We start from the raw sequence: 19,229 nt of genomic DNA on the forward strand, positions 1-19,229 counted from the left end.
GACACCGCGGAGCCGGTCGGTGCCTCCGCCGGCGGAGGCACCGACCGGCTCCCGGGCGGGCGGCCGACCCGCACTACGCGCGCTGGAGGAAGTGCCGCGCGGAACAGGTCCTTGGAGGAGGAGGGGCGGACGACGGGCGGGCGCGGCCGACGAAAGACGGCCTAGGCTGGACTCGTGGCTGAGATATCCCTACGCACCCGATTCGCACCCTCCCCGACTGGCATGTTCCACGTCGGAGGAGCCCGCTCCGCGCTCTTCAACTGGGCGCTCGCTCAACAGCGCCCCGACGGGGTCTTCGTTCTCCGGATCGAGGACACCGACGCGGCGCGGAACCGTCCGGAATGGACCGAAGGCATCGTCCGCGCCCTGGCGTGGCTGGGGATCGCCGAGAGCGACAGCCACTTCGAGGGCCCCTACTTCCAGTCGGCCTACCAGCCGAAGCACAGGGAAGCGGCGGAGAGCCTCTACTCGGCGGGCCGGGCCTACTACTGCGACTGCACCCGGGAACAGGTGCAGGAACGTCGCGACAACCCGAACCTGGGCTACGACGGTTTCTGTCGGGACCGTGGCCTGGGCCCCGGCGCCGGGCGAGCGCTCCGCTTCCGGGTCCCCGAGGGTGGCCCCACGGTGATCGACGACCAGATCCGTGGGCGGGTGGAGTTCGAGAACGAGCACATCGAGGACTTCGTCATCGCCCGGGCGGACGGATCCCCGCTGTACGTACTGGCAAACGTCGTCGACGACATCGAGATGCGTATCACCCAGGTGATCCGGGGTGAGGAGCACCTTTCGAACACTCCCAAGCAGCAGTTGCTGTGGGAGGCGCTCGGCCAGCGGCCGCCCTCCTGGGCCCACCTGCCGGTGATCGTGAACGAGAAGCGGCAGAAGCTGTCCAAGCGGCGCGACAAGGTCGCCTTGGAGTCCTACCAGGACGAGGGCTACCTGCCAGAGGCCATGGTCAACTACCTGATGCTGCTGGGCTGGTCCCCGGGCGGCGACCGCGAGATCATGCCCTTCACCGAGATGGTCCCGCTGTTCCGCGTGGAGGACGTCAACAAGTCCAGCGCGTTCTTCGACGAGAAGAAGCTCCGCGCCTTCAACGGCGAGTACATTCGGGCGCTCTCGGAGGAGGAGTTCGTCGAGCGATGCCAGCCGTGGCTCGCCGCCGGCCCGTGGTTCCCGGAGAACTTCGACGCCGACCTGTTCGCCCGCATCGCACCACTCGCCCAGAGCCGGATCGCGGTTCTCAGCGAGATCATCACCAACGTGGACTTCCTTTTCCTCGACGCTCCCGTGGAGGACCCGCAGAGCTGGACCAAGGCGATGAAGCCCGGTGTCGGATCGGAGATGTTGGGCTCCACCCTGGCGGCCTTCGGTGATCCAAGTCTCAGTTGGGACGCCGCGACACTCAAGGCCACCCTTGAGGAGATCGCCGCCAGCCACGGACTCAAGCTGGGTAAGGCCCAGGCGCCGGTTCGCGTCGCTGTGACGGGGCGCACCGTTGGACTGCCACTGTTCGAGTCGCTGGAGCTTCTCGGACGGGAACGCGTCCAGGAACGCCTGCGTACGGCCCTGGCCAAGCTCGACGCCGAAGAGGGCGCGGAGGAGTGAGTGGGGGGCCGGTGCCGGCCCCCCACCCCTCGCGGCGTCTATTGATTCGCGAGCACTCCGGAATGTCCGCTAGAGTTGTGCCTGCGCCGAACGGAGCCCACAAGCTCCCGAAACGCACTGGGGTATGGTGTAATCGGCAGCACGACTGATTCTGGTTCAGTTAGTCTAGGTTCGAGTCCTGGTACCCCAGCGAATGCGGTAGACTTACCGCGTTCACACAGGGAGCAAGCCCCCGTCGTCTAGTGGCCTAGGACGCCGCCCTCTCAAGGCGGTAACGGCGGTTCGAATCCGCTCGGGGGTACAGAGGAAAGGCCCCGCACTTCGGTGCGGGGCCTTTCTCGTTTCCGAGGGACCGGCGGGTTTTCTGTTCGGCTCAGCGCCACCTATTGCGGATTCCCGCGAAGTCCGGCACAGCACGCCAGAAGTGCGAACCGGGGTGTGCGGCGGCGGCCGGGACGGCATGCTGGTGACGTACACCGTCCGCGCGCTGCGAATGGGGACTTCATGCGCTACCGCCACCACGCCGGCCTGCTCGCGACCGGCGCGTTCCTCCTTATGGCGTGCTCCGGCGAGGACGACGCCGACGCGCCTCCCGAGGAGAGAGCGGAGAGCGAGGGCCAGCAGCCACGGGACCCCGGAACACCGGAGATCGTCGCCCGGGACCTCGAGGTGCCCTGGGGGATCGGTTTCCTTCCCGACGGGGACGCGCTGGTGACGGAACGCGACTCCGGTCGTGTGCTGCGTGTGGGGGCGGACGGCGCCACCCAGGAGATCGACACCCTCGACGACGTCCACGCCGAGGGTGAGGGCGGACTGATGGGGATCGCGGTCTCGCCACAGTTCACCTCCGACGCCAACGTCTACCTCTACTACACGACGGAGGACGACAACCGCGTCGTGCGCGCCTCCTACGACGAGGACGACGGCCTGGGCGACCTGGAGGTGGTCCTCGAGGGGATCCCCAACGCTGGGAACCACAACGGCGGGCGCATCGCCTTCGGCCCCGACGACGCGCTCTACGTCGGAACGGGCGACGCCGGAGACGAGGCCCTGGCGCAAGACGAGTCCTCGCTGGGCGGCAAGATCCTGCGGGTCGGCCTGGACGGTGCCCCGGCGGCGGGAAACCCGTTCGACAACGAGGTCTACACACTCGGTCACCGCAACGTGCAGGGTCTGGCGTGGAACGGGGACACCCTCTTCGCCACCGAGTTCGGCCCGGACGTCGACGACGAGGTCAACATGCCCGAAGCCGGCGGCAACTACGGATGGCCGGAGATGACCGGGGTCGCCGGCGACCCCGAGTTCATCGACCCGGTGATCACATGGGAGGACGTCTCCGAGGCGTCCCCCAGCGGGGCGGCGGTGGCGGGCGACGCGTTGTGGGTCGCGGCGCTACGGGGTGAGCGGCTCTGGCGTGCCCCCCTGGCCGGCGAGGTGGGTGCGCCGGGGGAGCCGGAGGACTTCTTCACTGGCGAGTACGGGCGGCTGCGCACCGTCGTCCCCACCCCTGAGGGCAACGCGCTGTGGGTGGCCACGAGTAACACCGACGGCCGGGGCGACCCCAACGACGAGGACGACGTCATCCTGCGCATCCCGTTGAACTGAAATGCCTTGGGCGCATCGATCACTGCTGTGGCACATGAAGCTGTGGCACATGAAAGTGCACCCCCACCCCCTGGATGTGAGGAATTCCTGATGGGGGTGCGGCGGAGGGGTTAGTCGAGCCGGAGACGTTCGCTGATGCGTTCGGCGGCGGAGACGACGGCTTGGGCGTGGAGGCGGCCGGGGGAACGGGTCAGGCGCTCTATGGGGCCGGAGACGGACACCGCGGCGATGGCTTTGCCTCCCGGGCCCGTGACGGGCGCGGACACCGAGGCGACACCCTGTTCGCGTTCGCCGACGCTTTGGGCCCAGCGGCGGCGACGGACCTGGGCCAGGGTCGTGGCGTCGAAGTGGGACCCACGTAGGCCGCGGCGGATGCGGTCACTGTCCTCCCACGCGAGGAGGATCTGCGCGGCGGAGCCGGCGGTCATGGGGAGCTCGCTGCCGACGGGGACCGTGTCACGGAGGCCACTGGAGCGCTCGGCGGCGGCGACGCAGACGCGGACGTCGTCCTGGCGTCGGTACAGCTGCGCGCTCTCGCCGGTCAGGTCCCGCAGTTGGACGAGGACGGGCTGGGCGATGGACAATAGCCGATCCGCGCCGCCCGCTCCCGAGAGTTCCTCCAACCGAGGTCCGAGAGTGAAGTTGCCCTGGCTGTCCCGGGCGACCATGCGATGGCGTTCCAGCGCGACGGCGAGACGGTGCGCCGTGGGACGGGACAACCCCGTGACCCGCACCAATCGTGACAGCGAGGCGGGGCCGGATTCCAGTGCCGACAGCACCGCCATCGTCTTGTCCAGCACACCAACGCCGCTGGATGGGCTAGAGTTGTCCATACATTGATACTGCCGTCTCGTTATTTGGAACGCAAGCGGTCGATGAGACCCCCACCCGGTGGACGCGAGGAGGCGTCGAAACATGGCTCGCACGATGGCCGAGAAGGTCTGGGAGGAGCACGTCGTCCGACGTGCGGACGGAGAACCCGACCTGCTCTACATTGACCTGCACCTCGTGCACGAGGTCACCAGCCCTCAGGCATTCGAAGGACTGCGGCTCTCCGGCAGGCCGGTGCGCCGCCCCGATCTCACGGTCGCGACCGAGGACCACAACGTCCCCACCGAGAACATTCTCGGCCCGATCGCCGACAAGGTGTCGCGCACCCAGATCGAGACGCTACGCAAGAACGCCTCGGAGTTCGGCGTGCGCCTCTTCCCGATGGGTGACATCGACCAGGGCATCGTCCACGTGGTGGGCCCGCAGATGGGGCTCACCCAGCCGGGGATGACCATCGTCTGCGGGGACAGCCACACCAGCACCCACGGCGCGTTCGGCGCGTTGGCGTTCGGCATCGGCACCAGCCAGGTCGAGCACGTGCTGGCGACGCAGACCCTGCCGATGGCCCCGTTCAAGACGATGGCCGTCACCGTCAACGGCAGCCTTCCCGACGGTGTCGCGGCGAAGGACATCATCCTCGCCGTCATCGCCAAGATCGGCACCGGTGGCGGACAGGGCTACGTCATCGAGTACCGGGGCCAGGCCATCCGCGAGCTCTCCATGGAGGCGCGGATGACGGTCTGCAACATGTCGATCGAGGCCGGTGCCCGTGCGGGCATGATCGCCCCCGACCAGACCACCTTCGACTACGTCCAGGGACGCCCCCACGCGCCCACCGGCACCGACTGGGACGCGGCCGTGGCGCACTGGGAGAGCCTGCGCAGCGACGACGACGCGGAGTTCGACCACGAGGTCGTCCTGGACGCCTCCGAGCTCAGCCCCTTCGTCACCTGGGGCACCAACCCCGGCCAGGGCCTTCCGCTGGACAGCCAGGTGCCCGACCCCTCCGCGATGACCGACGCCACCGAGCGCGCCGCGGCGGAGAAGGCGCTGGAGTACATGGACCTCACGCCCGGCACGCCCCTGCGTGACATCAAGGTCGACACCGTGTTCCTCGGCTCCTGCACCAACGGCCGGATCGAGGACCTGCGCACGGCGGCCGAGATCCTCCGTGGCCGCACCGTGGCCGACGACGTCCGCATGCTGGTCGTCCCCGGCTCCATGCGCGTCAAGGAGCAGGCCAACGAGGAGGGCCTGGACCAGGTGTTCATCGCGGCGGGTGCGGAGTGGCGCGAGGCGGGCTGCTCCATGTGCCTGGGCATGAACCCCGACCAGCTCAAGCCGGGGGAGCGCAGCGCGTCGACCTCCAACCGCAACTTCGAGGGCCGACAGGGCAAGGGCGGACGCACCCACCTCGTCTCACCGCTCGTCGCCGCGGCGACCGCCGTGACCGGCCGTCTTTCCTCGCCCGCCGACCTGTGATCACGACACCGAGGGATTTTTGATCATGGAGAAGTTCACAACACACACCGGTCAGGCCGTTCCGCTGCGCGCCAGCAACGTCGACACCGACCAGATCATCCCCGCGGTCTACCTGAAGCGGGTGAGCCGCACCGGGTTCGAGGACGGTCTCTTCGCGGCCTGGCGGGCCAAGGACCCCGAGTTCGTGCTCAACCGGGCGGAGTTCGCGCAGGGAACCATCCTCGTGGCGGGCCCGGACTTCGGGACCGGCTCCTCGCGGGAGCACGCGGTGTGGGCGCTGCAGGACTACGGCTTCAAGGCCGTGATCGCTTCCCGCTTCGGTGACATCTTCCGCGGCAACGCCCTCAAGGGGGGTCTCCTCGCCGTGCAGTTGGACCAGACCGTGGTGGAGCGGCTGTGGGAGCTGGTGGAGACTGATCCCACAGCCGAGGTCACCGTGGACCTGGTGGAGCGCGAGGTTCGGGCACCCGGCGTACGGGAGTCGTTCGAACTGGACGACTACACGCGCTGGCGGCTGCTGGAGGGACTGGACGACATCGCCCTCACGCTGCGTCACGCCGACCGGGTTTCTGACTACGAAGCGCAGCGTCCAGGTTGGCTCCCGGTCACGCAGTGACACGCCGGGCGCGCTCTGAACCTCCTGCGGATCCGGAGTTTTACGAAGATTTGGCAGAACGGCTCCGGGTCGCGCATCGATTGGCGGAGTCACTGCCAGAGCGAGTCCGGATTGTTGTCATTCGTAGGCTTTTGGTGGTGGGTGAATCCATCAAAAGAGACCCATGGCGGGCTTCGGAACGCTTGGAGCTCCTCTTGGCTGAGCTCCGTTCGCAGGCAGAAGACCCGCCGACACACTGAATTTTCTCGGCCTGGTTGTTGTGCAACACCCCTGGTTTCCCCTAATTTCGAGCGAGCAAGGGGGAACCGGAGGAACCAATGAACAAGCGTGAGCTGATTGACGCAATCTCCGACCGGCTCGGAGACAAGAAATCCGCCACCGAGGCGGTCAACGCCGTGCTGGACACGATCCAGAAGACGGTTGCGTCCGGAGACAAGGTAGCCATCACCGGCTTCGGCGTCTTCGAGAAGTCCGAGCGGGCTGCCCGTACGGCGCGCAACCCTGCCACCGGGGCACCGATCAACGTCCCGCGGAGCTTCGTCCCGAAGTTCCGTGCGGGTGCTGACTTCAAGTCCCTGGTGAACGGCGGGAAGTAGGCCACCGGTCCGACCTCGGGTCGGAACAGGCCGGACTGCCCGGGCACGTGGTGCCCGGGCAGTCGCATGTCCGGGGTGAAGTTGGGGGAATCGGCCTCACGGGCCGCCCCGCGCCCTGGCGCACCCGTCGTCTCCGGGCAGGACGGGGACCCCACCGCCAGCACCAGTACGTGCCGTGGCGGGGCAGAGGTCGCGCGGGGCGTTCACGGTCTCCTGAGGCCCGACCGCACCGTCGGCGCGGGGCCAGGTCGCCGACACTTTGGAACTCCGCGATCTGGGGGCGTGTGAGCGTATGAATCGCCGGGTCGTGCGAACGGCGTCTCGCTGTCCCTGACCGGTGGCGGTCCGCCCCACGGGGAGCGCGCCGGCTCCTTCTGGCCGCGGAGCCCCACGGCCGTGCACGACCCACCGCAGGCGGCATGGCCCTGGGGGTCGCAGAAGGCCTCCACGGATGAGTCGATCCACGACCCGTTGGGCCGGTCTCAGACCCCCGCGGACACCCCGGCACGCGCCGCGGCCTCGGCGGTCGCGGTCCCCACGCCCAGGACGAGAGCGGCGCGGAGGTCGTCCACGGTGTCGACGTCACGGCGCAGGCTGTCGATTCCGTCCAGGGTGATCTCCACGACGCCGTGATCCCGGTGCCGCCGCCGCGAGTCGGAGCCGAAGGCCGGGGCGAACTCCTCGCCGCTGCGGGCCGCGTACAGCGTGGTCCCGGTGCCGGCGAGGTCGGCGACGAAGGACTGGGCCGCCTCGTCGGCGGCGTCGAGGGCCCGGGACAGGTCGGCGGCGCGTAGCGCGGGGAGATCCGCGGACAGGGCCGCCCTCCCGGCAGCGGGGAGCAGGCGCGACGCTTCCGCCGCGCCGTGGGCCAGCGCGGGGTTGAGGCCGGCGTTGGGGTCGTCTGCCACGATGTGCGCGCCCAGGTCACGCAGGCGCGGTGCCGCGTCGCCGTCGTCCGTCACCACCACGACGCGCGCCACGCGGTCGCACCGTACGGTGGCCGACACGGTGTCGCAGGCCACGGCCAGGGCCAGTGCGCGGCGGTGGTGGCCGAGAGGGGACAGGCGTGACTTCGCCGCAGTCAGCAGCTTCACGGGGACCACGATCGACCACACAGCTTTTCCACCTCGGAGTCTGACGGGTTCAGTGCCCGTCGACGGGTAATAGGCTCTGAAATGTCGGGGCGATGGCGGCACCAACACCGGAGCCGGACTCGCTCTCGACACACGGTAAGCACTTCAGGGACCGTGCGCGTCGCCCGCCACGGTTCCTCGGGACGTGATCCACCGGTCCACGGATCGGTGGACGTCAGACGTCGCGCCCCGGTGAACGCGGCGCGCCACCGGGTCGGGGGCTGTGCCGGGAGTTCGACAGCGCGGGCGCGGAGGAGTGGAGCCAGTTCTCATGGGGAAACGACGCGAGTCCGGTTGGATGCGGGCGATCACCGTGGGTGTCGTACGCCCCACCATGACGGCGCTGACGCGGCGGACCTGGGGCGGGCAGGGGGAGATCCCCAAGCGCGGGGGTGTGATCATCGCCGCCAACCACCTGTCCATGTCGGACCCGCTCACCATCTCGCACTTCCTCTACATGGCCGGCCGGTGGCCGACCTTCATGGCCAAGGAGGGCGTGTTCCGTATCCCGGTGGTGGGGACGGTCGCGCGGCTCCTGGGCCAGATCCCCGTCCACCGCGGCGGGGCAGAGGCCGGGGACGCGCTGAAGGCGGCCGAGGTGGCGCTCACGAGGGACGAGGCGGCCGTCATCGTCTACCCCGAGGGCACCTGTACCCGGGACCCGGACCTGTGGCCCATGGTGGCGAAGACCGGTGTCGCGCGGCTCGCGCTCTCCACCGGCGCTCCGGTGGTGCCGGTGGCGCACTGGGGAGAGCAGCACATCCTCCCCTACGGCTCCAAGCGCTTCCGGCCGCTGCCGCGCAAGAGCGTGCACATGGTGGCGGGCCCGCCCGTGGACCTCTCCGAGTTCGCCGACCAGCCGCTCACCTCGGCGAACCTGCGTGCCGCGACCGCCCGGGTGATGCGCGCGATCACCGATCTTCAGGCCGAGATCCGAGGTGAGACGCCCCCGGCGGAGCCGTACGACCCGCGCCGTCGTCGGGAGCGCGACAACGGAGAGCAGCGTGGCGACTCGGCCTCCGACGCCACCTCCGACTGAGACTGACGGAGAGGGCGCCGTGGAATCGAAGGTAGCGGTACTGGGACTGGGCTCCTGGGGAACCGCGTTCGCCAACGTCGTCGCCGACGCCGGAGTGAGTGAGGTCGTGGCGTGGGGGCGACGCGCGGAGGTCGTCGACGCCCTCAACACCCGCCACGAGAACCCGGACTACTTCCCCGGAGTGGCACTCAACCCCACGTTGCGCGCGACCACCGACGCCGCCGAGGCGCTGGCAGGGGCCGGGGTCGTCGTCCTCGCGGTTCCCTCGCAGTCCCTGCGCGGCAACCTCCGGGCGTGGCGGCCGCTCTTCGGCGCCGAGACCGTCTTCGTGAGCCTCATGAAGGGCATCGAGCGGGGATCCCGGCAGCGGATGAGCCAGGTCGTCCGTGAGGAACTGAACCTGCCCTCATCTCGGGTGGCCGTGGTCTCGGGACCGAACCTGGCCGCCGAGATTGTGGATCGCCAACCCGCGACCACCCTCGTGGCCTGCGCGGACGAGGACGTCGCGGTGCGGCTGCAGCACCTGTGCAAGGCGCCGTACTTCCGGCCCTACACCCACACCGACGTCGTCGGCGCGGAGCTCGGCGGCGCGGTGAAGAACGTCATCGCGTTGGCCGTGGGCGTCGCCGTCGGCATGGGGCTGGGGGACAACGCCAAGGCCGCACTCATCACCCGAGGTCTCGCCGAGACGGTGCGCCTCGCGGTGGCGATGGGCGCCGACGAGCACACGCTCTCCGGGCTCGCGGGGTTGGGCGACCTGGTGGCCACCTGTAACTCGCCCCTGTCCCGCAACCGGACATTCGGTGAGTTGCTCGGCGGCGGACTCACCCTTTCCGAGGCCACAGCCGAGACCCGACAGACCGTGGAGGGCGTGAAGTCCGCGGAGTCGATCCTGGCGATGGCGCGGGAGCACGACGTGGAGATGCCCATCACCGACACCATGGTCGCCATGATGGTGCACGGACTGCCACCCGCGCAGGCGCTGACCCAGTTCATGGCGCGCACCGCGAAGCCCGAACGCTACGGAGTGTGAGAATACCCGGGCGACGCGGGCAGACAGGACCTTTCAGGCACCTGTGGGCGCACGGTAGTGTCGCTCCTGGCAGTGCCGACCAACATGGGTAGTCGCCGGGTAACACGGGGCGACGTGCGCGGACGACGGAGTGAGTGAGGGGCCCGTGAGCGAGCAGAGGAAGCCGCGCGTCGCGGTCGTGTTCGGTGGACGCAGTTCCGAACACGCCATCTCCTGCGTGACGGCGGGGAGCGTCCTCTCCGCGATCGACCAGGAGCGCTACGACGTGGTTCCCGTCGGGATCACCCGCTCCGGTAGCTGGGTCCTCGCCTCCGGCGACACCGAGAGCCTCGCGATCAAGGAGGGGCGGCTCCCCGAGGTCGACGACACCGGCAACGCGCTCGCCCTGCCCTTCGACGCGGAGTCCGCCGGGCTGGTGCAGCTCACCCCGGGACAGGTCCCCACTGAGGTCGGCGAGGTCGACGTCGTTCTTCCCCTGCTTCACGGCCCCTTTGGCGAGGACGGCACCATCCAGGGCCTCCTCGAACTCACCGGAACCCGCTACGCAGGGGCCGGTGTCTTCGCCAGCGCCGCCGGCATGGACAAGGTGTTCATGAAGGTGCTGCTGCAGGGGCAGGGCTTCGAGGTCGGCCCCTACGTGCAGGTCCCCGACCGTCGCTGGCGTCTGGAGCGCAAACGCGTCCTCGACGACATCGAGCAGTTGCGCGGCCCCGTCTTCGTCAAGCCCGCGCGCGCCGGCTCCAGTGTCGGCATCAGCCGGGTCGACGACAGCGGCGACGTCGAGGCCGTGACCGCCGCGATCGAGGCCGCCCGCGAACACGACCCGAAGGTGCTGGTCGAGGAAGGTATCTCCGGCCGGGAGATCGAGTGCGGCGTCCTGGAGTCCCTCGACGGTGGATTCCCCGACGCCTCGGTCCCCGCCGAGATCCACATGGACACCAACCACGCGTTCTACGACTTCGAGGCCAAGTACCTCGCGGCCAGCGAACTCGGGATCCCCGCCGACCTGCCCACCGACGTCACCCAGGAGATCCGCAGACTCGCCGCGGAGGCCTTCGACGCCCTCGGCTGCGAGGGGCTCGCCCGCGTGGACTTCTTCTACGCCGACGACGGCCGGATCCTGGTCAACGAGCTCAACACGATGCCCGGATTCACGCCCTCCTCGGCCTTCCCCCGGATGTGGGCGGCCACCGGTGTGGACTACCCGGCGCTCGTCGACCGGATCCTGCGCACGGCCCTCAACCGCAAAGTCGGACTGCGCTAGCGGCCTCAGGCGCGGGGCGGGATCCAGCTCCGGCCCCGGCTCCGGCCCCAACGGGCCCGCCGGTCAGCCGAGTAACGGCACTTGGGTGCCGTTACGGCGTCCCACCCGGTGCCGGAGTGGGGTCGGGCGTGATGGAGCGGGCGAGGATCGTGCCGCCCGCGCTCGCCGCCGGGAACACGGCGACGGCGACGAAGGGGATCGCCAGTAGCAGGAACGTCGGCACCGAGAAGCCCAACACCCGCGCCTTGTTCGCGCGCAGGATCCTGTTCCGGGCACGCAGCGGCAGCAGTCCCCGGCGTTCCATCGCCCCACCCGTCATCTCCAGGGCGAGGATCCAGCCGCCGAGCACGGCCGAGGCCACAGTCGCGACCACCTGACCGACCAGTGGCACGAAACCGACCGCGAAGACGCAGATCGTCACCACCAAGCCCATGAGCACGATGGCGAGACTCTGACGGATCCCGCGCGCGATCGCGGTCGTGGTCGGTTCCTCCACCTCGGCCGGGGCGGTCCCCTCGTGCTCCTCAACCATCTCGCCGATCTTGTCGTAGATCGGCGAACCGAGGGCGAGGGTGATCGTGGTGAAGGCGACGACCATCAGGACGACGAGGCCGCCGAACAGAGCCACCCCCGCGGCGATGCGCACCGTGTTCTGCCAGCCCGCCGTCCATCCGTCGGCGAAGGGGGTGAGGGCCTCGACGAGGTTGGTGATGTTCATGGCCAGGGCTACCAGTGCGGCGATGTACAGCACCGTGGTGACCAGGGGAGGGATCAGCCCGAGCCCGAACAACCGGGGCCGGCTGAGAATCGTGGTGGCGCCGCGGAGGAGGGCACCGACGCCGGAGAAGAAGTCGCGCAGCATGGTGGAACACTAGGTCATGTTCCGAGGGACCACGCTCCTCGTTTCGTACCGCCTGGGTCGGGGGCGAGGCGTGGGGTCCGGCCTGTGGCGGTCGAATGGCACGCCGCGGAGTCCAATCATTACCAGTTAGTCAACTTCATTTCGTGCGCCGCGTCACATAGTGACCCTTGTGGGGCGTGTGAACAGGAGTCGAGTCAGGGCGTCGGAATGAATGGTTCGACATCAGCACAGGATTGACCGTCGAATGGCGTTCGGTGGGAAAGGCGCGGACGCGCACAAGTGTGTCGTCGGTGGCCGATCATGGCCGTTCGCGTGTCATGTGTGCCGGATATCTCCTCTTTCCGGTGACCGTTCCCAAAGGAGTCACAGCCGACTAAAGTCGGGAAAACTCGGGGATTGGGGGCAATGATGACCGGTGTGCTCGTCGAGTCCGTCACGGGCCCCGACGGCTCGTTCGACATCCGCCACTTCGCCCGCACCGCCGTGGGATGTCACCGGGACAGCCTCGCCCTCGACGCCTTCGCCGAGAAGCCCCTCAGTCCGCCCACGCTCCGGGCGCTGCGCTACGTACGGGACGTGGAGCGCTCGACGATGCGCTACCTGCGCCGGGTGCTGGTCACCCCGACGCACAAGGACGCACAGGTCACGGCGTTCCTGACCACGTGGGCGTTCGAGAAGTACTGGGTCGCCGACGCGCTGGACGCCCTCTTCGAGGCCCACACCAACCTTCCGCTGGAACCCGCGCGGACCCCCGTCCCGTGGTCGCGCCTGCGTGCGACGCAGGACCGATTCACCCCGATCTGGCGCTCCTTCACCGACAACACGCTCGGCGAGAGCGTGATCGCGGTGCACATGGCGGTCGGGGCGGCGGATGAGTGGATGACGCGTGCGGCCTACCGCGAGATCGCGCGTGTGGAGCGCCATCCGGAGCTGGACTCGATCCTCGAGGTCGTTCAGGACATCAAGACACGGCACCTGGCGTTCTTCGGCGGCCGGGCGCGCGACCTGCTGACCGGATCGCCGCTGGGGCGGCGCCTCACCCGCACCCGGATGCGGCACGGCCGCTGGCCGGTCTGCGCGCGAGAGGAGCCGGCGGCGGAGAGCGCGGCGTTCTTTCGGCGTGTATTCGCCCGCGACCCCGAGGTTGCGCGTACTGTCGACGCTCGTATCCGTTCCCTGCCCGGTCTCGAGGATCTCACCCTGATGCGGGCCACCGTCGCGCGATATGCGCCATGATAGAGACTTCGAGATCGCCGATGAGACGTCCAGCCGCGAGGTGAAGCGCATTGCGGATCACCACGGCGTATGTTACAAAAAGAACGAAGTTTCGTTTTTGAGCGTGTTGTTGGGAGAGTTGGGTGCAGCTCCGACGCACACCCCGATGACCCTGAGGTCGTCGGGGGTTTCACGTGAGCCGTCGGGACCGACGAATCTCCTGGCACACACTGTCCCCGCTCGTGTCCACACCCGTTCGGGCGCGACGGTGGCCGGCGATAGCCCCGCTGTCCCCCAGGAGTGCCACCAATGATCACACCGAGGACCCCTCTTTCGCACGGCCACGTTCTCCTGACCGGCGCCACCGGCCTGCTCGGCCAAGCGGTCCTGGAGCGGTTGCTGTCCGGGCACCCGGACTGTCGGGTCTCGCTGGTGATCCGGCCCCAGGGGGACCGGTCCGCCGAGGAACGCTTTCACACGCTGCTGGGCAACCCGGTGTTCGAGCGCTGGCGCGAGAAGATCGGCCCCGAGGAGGCTGATCGACTGGCGGCGAAGCAGGTCACGGTTCTCGCCGGGGATCTGGCGAACCCGCCGGAGCTGCCCTCCGACATCGACACCGTCATCCACTGCGCCTCCGCGGTGAAGTTCGACTCCCGGATCGACGAGGCCTTCGACACCAACGTCGGCGGAGCCGTAGGACTCTACGAGGCGCTGCACCGGGCGGGTGCGACCCCGCACGTCGTGCACGTGTCCACCGCCTACGTCGGCGGCCTGCGCAAGGGCATCACCCCCGAGCGCTCCCTGGTCCACGACGTGAACTGGCGCGAGGAGCGGGACGCGGCGCACGCCGCCCGCCGCAGCGCCGAACACGCGTCGCGCAGCGGCGGTGTCCTGCGCGGTTTGCTCGCACGCGCCCGCTCCGAACACGGCAAGGCCGGCCCGCTCGCCGTCACCCGCGCCACCGAGGACGCCCGCCAGGAGTGGGTGGACCGCCGCCTCGTCGAACAGGGCCGTCTCCGGGCCCAGAGCCTCGGGTGGACCGACGTCTACACATTCACCAAGGCCCTGGCCGAGCGTGCCGCCGAAGAACTCTGGCAGGGACGCGGCCAATCCCTGTCCGTCGTACGGCCCACGATCATCGAGAGCGCGCTGCGTCACCCCTATCCAGGGTGGATCGACGGGTTCAAGGTCGCCGACCCCCTCATCCTCGCCTACGGGCGCGGCTACCTCACCGACTTTCCCGCGGTCGCCGACAGCGTCCTGGACATCATCCCCGTCGACTTCGTCACCAACGCCATCCTCGCCGCCGCGCAGCAGCCCCCCACCACCGGAGAGGGCCGCTACTTCCACATCGGCTCCGGGGCGAGCCAGCCGTTGGCGTTCCACCAGATGTACCGCCACGTGTACGAGTTCTTCTCCCGGGAGCCGCTCCACCAGAACGGGGAGGCCATCCGCGTACCCAAGTGGCACCTGGACGGCGACGGCCGCGTGAACCGGTCCATGCGCAACCGCGACGCGCTCGTCGCGACCGCGGACTGGGCGCTCAGCCGCATCCCCCTCACCACCCGATCCCGGGGCTGGGCCGACCAGGTGCACAAGCTACAACGCGACCTCGGCCGCCTGCGCAAGCTGATCGACCTCTACCGGCCCTACGTCCAGTCGGAGATCGTCTTCGACGACACCAAGGCCCGGGAACTGCACTTCTCCATCCCAGAACGTGACCGCCTCGACCTCGGCTTCGACGTCACCGAGATCGACTGGCGCCACTACCTGCAGGAGATCCACATCCCGACCATCGTCGAGATGAACCGTCCGGCGATGGAGCGCGCGAGACCCGCCCGCAAGGCGCCGCGACCCCTGACCGGCCGGGACGACGCCCTCGCCGTCTTCGACCTCGAGGGAACCCTGCTGGACTGGAACCTGGTCGAGCAGTACCTGTGGCTCTCCCGCGCGTTGACCCCACCGGCCCGGTGGCCCCGCGAGATCGGCAGCCTCGCCTTCGCGCTCCCCTCCTACCTGCGCACCGAGCGGCGGGACCGTGGCGAGTTCATCCGGATGTTCACCCGCCGATACGAGGGCCTCACGGTCGACCAGATCCGCGCCCAGGTCCGCGGTGCCTTCGGCCGGGCCGTGCGTCGCCGCCTCCTCCCCGCCGCCGTCGAACAGGCCAAGGCTCACCGGGCGGCCGGGCACCGCGTCGTGCTGGTCACCGGATCCATCGACGTGCTCGTCGAGCCGCTCGCCCCGCTGTTCGACGAGGTCGTCGCCGGCCGCATGCACCAGGACGACGGCGTGCTCACCGGATACCTCGACGCGCCACCGCTCGTCGACGAGGCGCGGGGAGCGTGGCTCACCCAGTACGCGGACCGCCACGGCATGGACCTCACCCAGTCCTACGGCTACGGCGACAGTCACGCGGACGTCGGCTGGCTCCAACACGTCGGCCACCCCACCGTTGTCAATCCGGACAGCAAGCTGTACCGGCACGCGCGGCGGCAGAAGTGGGCCGTGGTCCACTGGGACCGGAACGGGGCGGGAGGGAAGGCCAGCTCGGGAGAGTCCTAGCCGTCGGGCCGCACGGGCGTCGGAGCCGCACGACAAGGAGTTACCCAATGGCCTTTGACATCAAGCGCTACACACGTACGTCCGCCAGCGTGCAGTGGCAGGACCTCGACTTCGACGACTTCATCGACAACCCCCTCCCCGAACACACCCTCCGCAGCCTCGCCTACATGTGCGACGTCGAGTACCACACCGTGTGCTACCTCCGCGACATGCTGGTGACGCCGTCGCACAAGGACGACGACGTCGGCGCGTTCATGACCATGTGGAACCGCGAGGAGTTCTGGCACGGAGAGGCCCTGGCCGCCGTCCTGGAACGTCACGGCATCTCGGTCGACTTCGACGTGGTCAAGGCCAAGCGGATCAAACTCGGCCTGAAGGACCGGCTCGATCCGGTGAAGCAGTCCCTCCTCGGCAACATCGTCGGCAAGGACTTCATCACCGTGCACATGGCCTGGGGGGCGGTGAACGAGTGGTCCGCCATCGCGGCCTACAACCGACTGGCCGCTCTGGAGGGTCACCCCGGCCTCGCCGAACTGCTCAGCCGCATCGCCCGCCAGGAAGCCAAGCACGTCGCCTTCTACGCCACCCAGGCCCGCAAACGCCTCCAGGACAACCCCAAGGCCCAGAAGCTGACGCGGTTCGCCCTGCGCAAGTTCTGGGGCCCCGTCGGCTCCGGCGTCCTGCCGGAGGAGGAGGTCCACCACGTCATGGACCACCTCTTCAGCGGTCCCGACGGTCGCGACGAAGTCCGTAGGATCGACGGCCACATCGCCCGCCTCCCCGGACTCGAAGGCCTCACCATCGTCGAGGACTCCCTCCGCCGCCGATCCATCCCCGCCTAACCCCGCCCACGCCCCCCATCAGGTCTTCTCCACCCTCATCAGGAATTCCGCACGTCCAGGGAGTGGGTGGGCTTCCCCCGTTATAGCGGGGGAAGCCCACCCACGCGATCGCTGGTCACCCGGTGATGATCTTGTCGGGGTTGAGGTTGCGGTTCGGGTCGGCGCTCTCGAAGAGGCCGCGCATCAGGCCGACTCCCTCCGGGGAGAGGTCCTGGGTGAGCCAGGGGGCGTGTTCCACACCGACGGCGTGGTGGTGGGACAGGGTGCCGTGATGGTCCACGAAGGACTGTTGGATCGCCGACTTGACGTGGTCGTACTGCTTCAGCGGTTCGTCGCCGTGGACGAAGGCGAACGTGAAATACAGGCAGGCGCCCGAGTGGTAGGAGTGGGAGAGGTGGCACATGATCCACCCGCTCACCCCCAGGTCGTCGTAGGCCTGCTCGGCGGATTTGATCGTCGCCTCGTAGAGCTCAGTCAGCTTCGACCAAGGGGCCGCCGTCTCGGAGACGTCCGCGGCGGTGCCTCGGTCGAGCAGGAAGTCGCGGATGTAGGGGGTGTCGAACTTCTTGCGGTCGTACAGGGCGCCCGGGCCCTTGCCGACGTTGATGCCGCCGTGCTTGCGCACGATCTGGCCGACCAGGCGCTTCTGGTACTTCACGTGGGACGGGCCGCCCTCGTAGCCGATGAAGGACATGCACAGTTCGTCCAGGTTCCATCCCCTGCCACGCAGGTAGCGCATCAACGCCTGAGAGGCCTTTGCCTCCACACCGCCGCTCTTGGTGCGGGTGGCCAGGGAGAACCCGGTCTCGCGAGCGTCGGAGACACGGGTCACCGACGGCGCGGCGTCGCTCTCGGAGATCTCCCGCATGGCGGCGAGGGCCGCGTCCCACGAGGGGAAGAAGTACCCGAGCAGCACGCGGGACTCGGGAACCCGGTGGACCTGCACGGTGGCTTCGGTGATCACTCCGAGGCGCCCCTCGCTGCCGAGGATCATCTCCCGGATGCTGGGACCGGTGGAGGCGCTGGGTAGCGGGCGCACCGTCGCGACGCCGCCGGGGCGCACCAGCCGCATGCCTCGGACGATGTCGGCGATGTCGCCGTACTTGTCGGACTGCATGCCGGAGGACCGGGTGGCGATCCAACCCCCGAGAGTGGAGTGGGTGAAACTGTCCGGGAAGTGGCCGAGGGTCCAGCCGCGCTCGCTCAGGGCGCGTTCCAGGTCCGGCCCCTGGGCGCCGGCCTGGATCCGGGCCAGCCCGGAGTCCTCGTCGATGGTGAGGACCTGGTTCAGTCGCCCGAGGTCCAGGGAGATGATCACCCGGTCCTCGTCGGGGGAGGGCTCCAAACTGCCGGAGATGTTGCTGCCGCCACCAAAGGGGATCAGAACTGCGTCCGCGGCGATCGCGGCGTCGAGGACCCCCTGCACCTCGTCCTCGTCGCCCGGGTAGACCACCACGTCCGGAGTGCGGGGAAGTACCCCGGCGCGGACCCGCAGCAGGTCACGGATGCTCTTGCCGTAGGTGTGCACGACCCGACTCATCGGTTCGTCGGTGAGGTGCTCCGTGCCGACGATGCCGGTGAGGGTGTCCCGGAGCGTGTCGTCGAGGCGCGAAGCCGGCACGTCGATCTCGTCGAAGTCGGGGGGAGCCGCCGCCGGGGTACTGAGGTCCAACCCGATCGCCTTCTGGACGAACGGCGCGAACTCCGGCTTGTTGTCGTGGCGGAACGACACGTCCTCCGTACCCCAGCCCCACCACTTCATGTGCTTGACGTCGGACATCTGCCCCTCCTGAGGGTCTGGGCCGGACCGGCCCGCTACGTGGGTGCTAGTGGCGTACAACCGTCGAACCTCGTCGGCCAGCCGTTCGGAGAACTCGCGTGCCGACTCCCCAGCGCGGGGGTGCATCGGGGCGCCAATCACCACGGTGACGGGGAGCTTGCCACGGACCGGCCAGTTCTTGCCGCGGGGCATGGCCTCGTGCGCGCCGACGATGGCGATGGGGAGACACGGGACGTCACACGCGATGGCCAACGACGCGGCCCCGGGTTTGAACGCGCCGATCCGGCCCGTGTGCGACCGGCCGCCCTCCGGGTAGAGCACCAGGGGAACGCCCATCCGTAGGAGCCGCTTGGACAGGCCCGAGTGTGTGCGTCCACCCAGACGGTCGACCGGGAAAGTGTGGAACACCAGCGCGGTGAGCCACTTCCGCCACCTGACCTCGAAAAAGTAGTCCGCAGCCGCCCCGACCGTCACATAGCGGGCAACCCCACGCGGGAGTGCGCCGAGGATCAGCGGCGTGTCCAGGTGGCTGGAGTGGTTCGAGACCGCGACGAACGGCGAGCCCTTGAGGGCCCGGACCGCCGGGTCCGTCTCCACTCGCACCGTGACCAGCGACCAGACGAGTCCCTTCAGCAGAACCCGCTGGATCACGAAACGCACCACCGCCAGCCACCGCGAGGTGAATCGCCAGGTGCTGTGCCGCACAGGCGTCGAGCTCCGCGTGACGTTCATCGGCGGCTCCCCGTCGAGGCCCC

Annotated in this window: 16 protein-coding genes and 2 tRNA genes; 14 read left to right on the top strand and 4 right to left on the bottom strand. The window is 69.0% G+C overall.

Going from position 1 to position 19,229, the window contains the following annotated elements:
• The first annotated feature begins 174 nt into the window (after positions 1–174).
• The 4 genes from gltX to J4H86_RS23215 all read left to right on the top strand — a co-directional run bounded on the left by gltX (position 175) and on the right by J4H86_RS23215 (position 3,216).
• The gene (gltX, locus tag J4H86_RS23200) at positions 175–1,611 is read left to right on the top strand and encodes a glutamate--tRNA ligase (protein WP_269134496.1); all 1,437 of its coding nucleotides are present in this window, start codon (positions 175–177) and stop codon (positions 1,609–1,611) included.
• Positions 1,612–1,729: 118 nt separating this feature from the next.
• A tRNA-Gln gene (locus J4H86_RS23205) sits at positions 1,730–1,801 on the top strand.
• A gap of 38 nt (positions 1,802–1,839) precedes the next feature.
• Positions 1,840–1,912, top strand: a tRNA-Glu gene (locus tag J4H86_RS23210).
• Positions 1,913–2,115: 203 nt separating this feature from the next.
• Positions 2,116–3,216 (top strand): PQQ-dependent sugar dehydrogenase, encoded by a 1,101-nt coding sequence (locus J4H86_RS23215; protein WP_236540330.1) that lies wholly within the window; start codon positions 2,116–2,118, stop codon positions 3,214–3,216.
• Between the two features lie 110 nt (positions 3,217–3,326).
• Here the strand turns inward: J4H86_RS23215 and J4H86_RS23220 are convergent, their stop codons facing one another.
• Complete coding sequence (locus J4H86_RS23220) at positions 3,327–4,001, bottom strand: IclR family transcriptional regulator (RefSeq protein ID WP_394356531.1); 675 nt, start codon at positions 3,999–4,001, stop codon at positions 3,327–3,329.
• Between the two features lie 130 nt (positions 4,002–4,131).
• On the opposite strand from J4H86_RS23220, the gene leuC reads away from it, so the two are divergent.
• The 4 genes from leuC to J4H86_RS23235 all read left to right on the top strand — a co-directional run bounded on the left by leuC (position 4,132) and on the right by J4H86_RS23235 (position 6,741).
• The gene (gene leuC / locus J4H86_RS23225) at positions 4,132–5,529 is read left to right on the top strand and encodes a 3-isopropylmalate dehydratase large subunit (RefSeq protein ID WP_236540334.1); all 1,398 of its coding nucleotides are present in this window, start codon (positions 4,132–4,134) and stop codon (positions 5,527–5,529) included.
• A gap of 25 nt (positions 5,530–5,554) precedes the next feature.
• Positions 5,555–6,145 carry a 3-isopropylmalate dehydratase small subunit gene (leuD, locus tag J4H86_RS23230; RefSeq protein ID WP_236540336.1) on the top strand — a complete coding sequence of 197 codons (591 nt, stop codon included), beginning with the start codon at positions 5,555–5,557 and terminating at the stop codon, positions 6,143–6,145.
• Complete coding sequence (locus J4H86_RS27735) at positions 6,142–6,384, top strand: SCO5555 family protein (protein WP_449451339.1); 243 nt, start codon at positions 6,142–6,144, stop codon at positions 6,382–6,384. The genes leuD and J4H86_RS27735 overlap by 4 nt, the downstream gene beginning before the upstream one ends.
• A gap of 78 nt (positions 6,385–6,462) precedes the next feature.
• Positions 6,463–6,741 carry an HU family DNA-binding protein gene (locus J4H86_RS23235; protein WP_236540338.1) on the top strand — a complete coding sequence of 93 codons (279 nt, stop codon included), beginning with the start codon at positions 6,463–6,465 and terminating at the stop codon, positions 6,739–6,741.
• A gap of 482 nt (positions 6,742–7,223) precedes the next feature.
• Here the strand turns inward: J4H86_RS23235 and cofC are convergent, their stop codons facing one another.
• Entirely contained in the window at positions 7,224–7,835 is a 612-nt protein-coding gene (gene cofC / locus J4H86_RS23240) for a 2-phospho-L-lactate guanylyltransferase (RefSeq protein WP_236540339.1), read from the bottom strand.
• Positions 7,836–8,145: 310 nt separating this feature from the next.
• Here cofC and J4H86_RS23245 point away from each other — a divergent pair, with 310 nt between their 5' ends.
• From J4H86_RS23245 to J4H86_RS23255, 3 genes are all read left to right on the top strand, one after another.
• The gene (locus J4H86_RS23245; protein WP_236540341.1) at positions 8,146–8,913 is read left to right on the top strand and encodes a lysophospholipid acyltransferase family protein; all 768 of its coding nucleotides are present in this window, start codon (positions 8,146–8,148) and stop codon (positions 8,911–8,913) included.
• Between the two features lie 19 nt (positions 8,914–8,932).
• Positions 8,933–9,946 carry an NAD(P)H-dependent glycerol-3-phosphate dehydrogenase gene (locus J4H86_RS23250; protein ID WP_236540342.1) on the top strand — a complete coding sequence of 338 codons (1,014 nt, stop codon included), beginning with the start codon at positions 8,933–8,935 and terminating at the stop codon, positions 9,944–9,946.
• 145 nt (positions 9,947–10,091) lie between these two features.
• Complete coding sequence (locus J4H86_RS23255; RefSeq protein WP_236540343.1) at positions 10,092–11,210, top strand: D-alanine--D-alanine ligase family protein; 1,119 nt, start codon at positions 10,092–10,094, stop codon at positions 11,208–11,210.
• Between the two features lie 91 nt (positions 11,211–11,301).
• Here J4H86_RS23255 and J4H86_RS23260 read toward each other — a convergent pair whose 3' ends face one another.
• Positions 11,302–12,072: an EI24 domain-containing protein gene (locus J4H86_RS23260; RefSeq protein WP_236540345.1), complete on the bottom strand. Its 771-nt coding sequence runs from the start codon at positions 12,070–12,072 to the stop codon at positions 11,302–11,304.
• 405 nt (positions 12,073–12,477) lie between these two features.
• On the opposite strand from J4H86_RS23260, the gene J4H86_RS23265 reads away from it, so the two are divergent.
• From J4H86_RS23265 to J4H86_RS23275, 3 genes are all read left to right on the top strand, one after another.
• Positions 12,478–13,308: a hypothetical protein gene (locus J4H86_RS23265; protein WP_236540347.1), complete on the top strand. Its 831-nt coding sequence runs from the start codon at positions 12,478–12,480 to the stop codon at positions 13,306–13,308.
• Positions 13,309–13,596: 288 nt separating this feature from the next.
• A complete protein-coding gene (locus J4H86_RS23270) occupies positions 13,597–15,852 on the top strand; it encodes an HAD-IB family hydrolase (protein WP_236540349.1) in 2,256 nt (751 codons plus the stop codon).
• 47 nt (positions 15,853–15,899) lie between these two features.
• Positions 15,900–16,694 carry a ferritin-like domain-containing protein gene (locus J4H86_RS23275; protein ID WP_236540351.1) on the top strand — a complete coding sequence of 265 codons (795 nt, stop codon included), beginning with the start codon at positions 15,900–15,902 and terminating at the stop codon, positions 16,692–16,694.
• Between the two features lie 115 nt (positions 16,695–16,809).
• On the opposite strand, the gene J4H86_RS23280 is transcribed toward J4H86_RS23275, so the two are convergent.
• Entirely contained in the window at positions 16,810–19,206 is a 2,397-nt protein-coding gene (locus J4H86_RS23280; protein WP_236540353.1) for an FAD-linked oxidase C-terminal domain-containing protein, read from the bottom strand.
• Positions 19,207–19,229: the final 23 nt, after the last annotated feature.

This window comes from Spiractinospora alimapuensis (assembly GCF_018437505.1).
Classification (GTDB): Bacteria; Actinomycetota; Actinomycetes; order Streptosporangiales; family Streptosporangiaceae; genus Spiractinospora; species Spiractinospora alimapuensis.

Bases quoted from the DNA above. Each gene is read 5' to 3' on its own strand.
- J4H86_RS23215 (WP_236540330.1), top strand. From the start codon at position 2,116: ATGCGCTACCGCCACCACGCCGGCCTGCTCGCGACCGGCGCGTTCCTC.
- J4H86_RS23220 (WP_394356531.1), bottom strand. From the start codon at position 4,001: ATGGCGGTGCTGTCGGCACTGGAATCCGGCCCCGCCTCGCTGTCACGA.
- leuC (WP_236540334.1), top strand. From the start codon at position 4,132: ATGGCTCGCACGATGGCCGAGAAGGTCTGGGAGGAGCACGTCGTCCGA.
- leuD (WP_236540336.1), top strand. From the start codon at position 5,555: ATGGAGAAGTTCACAACACACACCGGTCAGGCCGTTCCGCTGCGCGCC.
- J4H86_RS23235 (WP_236540338.1), top strand. From the start codon at position 6,463: ATGAACAAGCGTGAGCTGATTGACGCAATCTCCGACCGGCTCGGAGAC.
- J4H86_RS23245 (WP_236540341.1), top strand. From the start codon at position 8,146: ATGGGGAAACGACGCGAGTCCGGTTGGATGCGGGCGATCACCGTGGGT.
- J4H86_RS23260 (WP_236540345.1), bottom strand. From the start codon at position 12,072: ATGCTGCGCGACTTCTTCTCCGGCGTCGGTGCCCTCCTCCGCGGCGCC.
- J4H86_RS23265 (WP_236540347.1), top strand. From the start codon at position 12,478: ATGATGACCGGTGTGCTCGTCGAGTCCGTCACGGGCCCCGACGGCTCG.
- J4H86_RS23270 (WP_236540349.1), top strand. From the start codon at position 13,597: ATGATCACACCGAGGACCCCTCTTTCGCACGGCCACGTTCTCCTGACC.
- J4H86_RS23275 (WP_236540351.1), top strand. From the start codon at position 15,900: ATGGCCTTTGACATCAAGCGCTACACACGTACGTCCGCCAGCGTGCAG.
- J4H86_RS23280 (WP_236540353.1), bottom strand. From the start codon at position 19,206: ATGAACGTCACGCGGAGCTCGACGCCTGTGCGGCACAGCACCTGGCGA.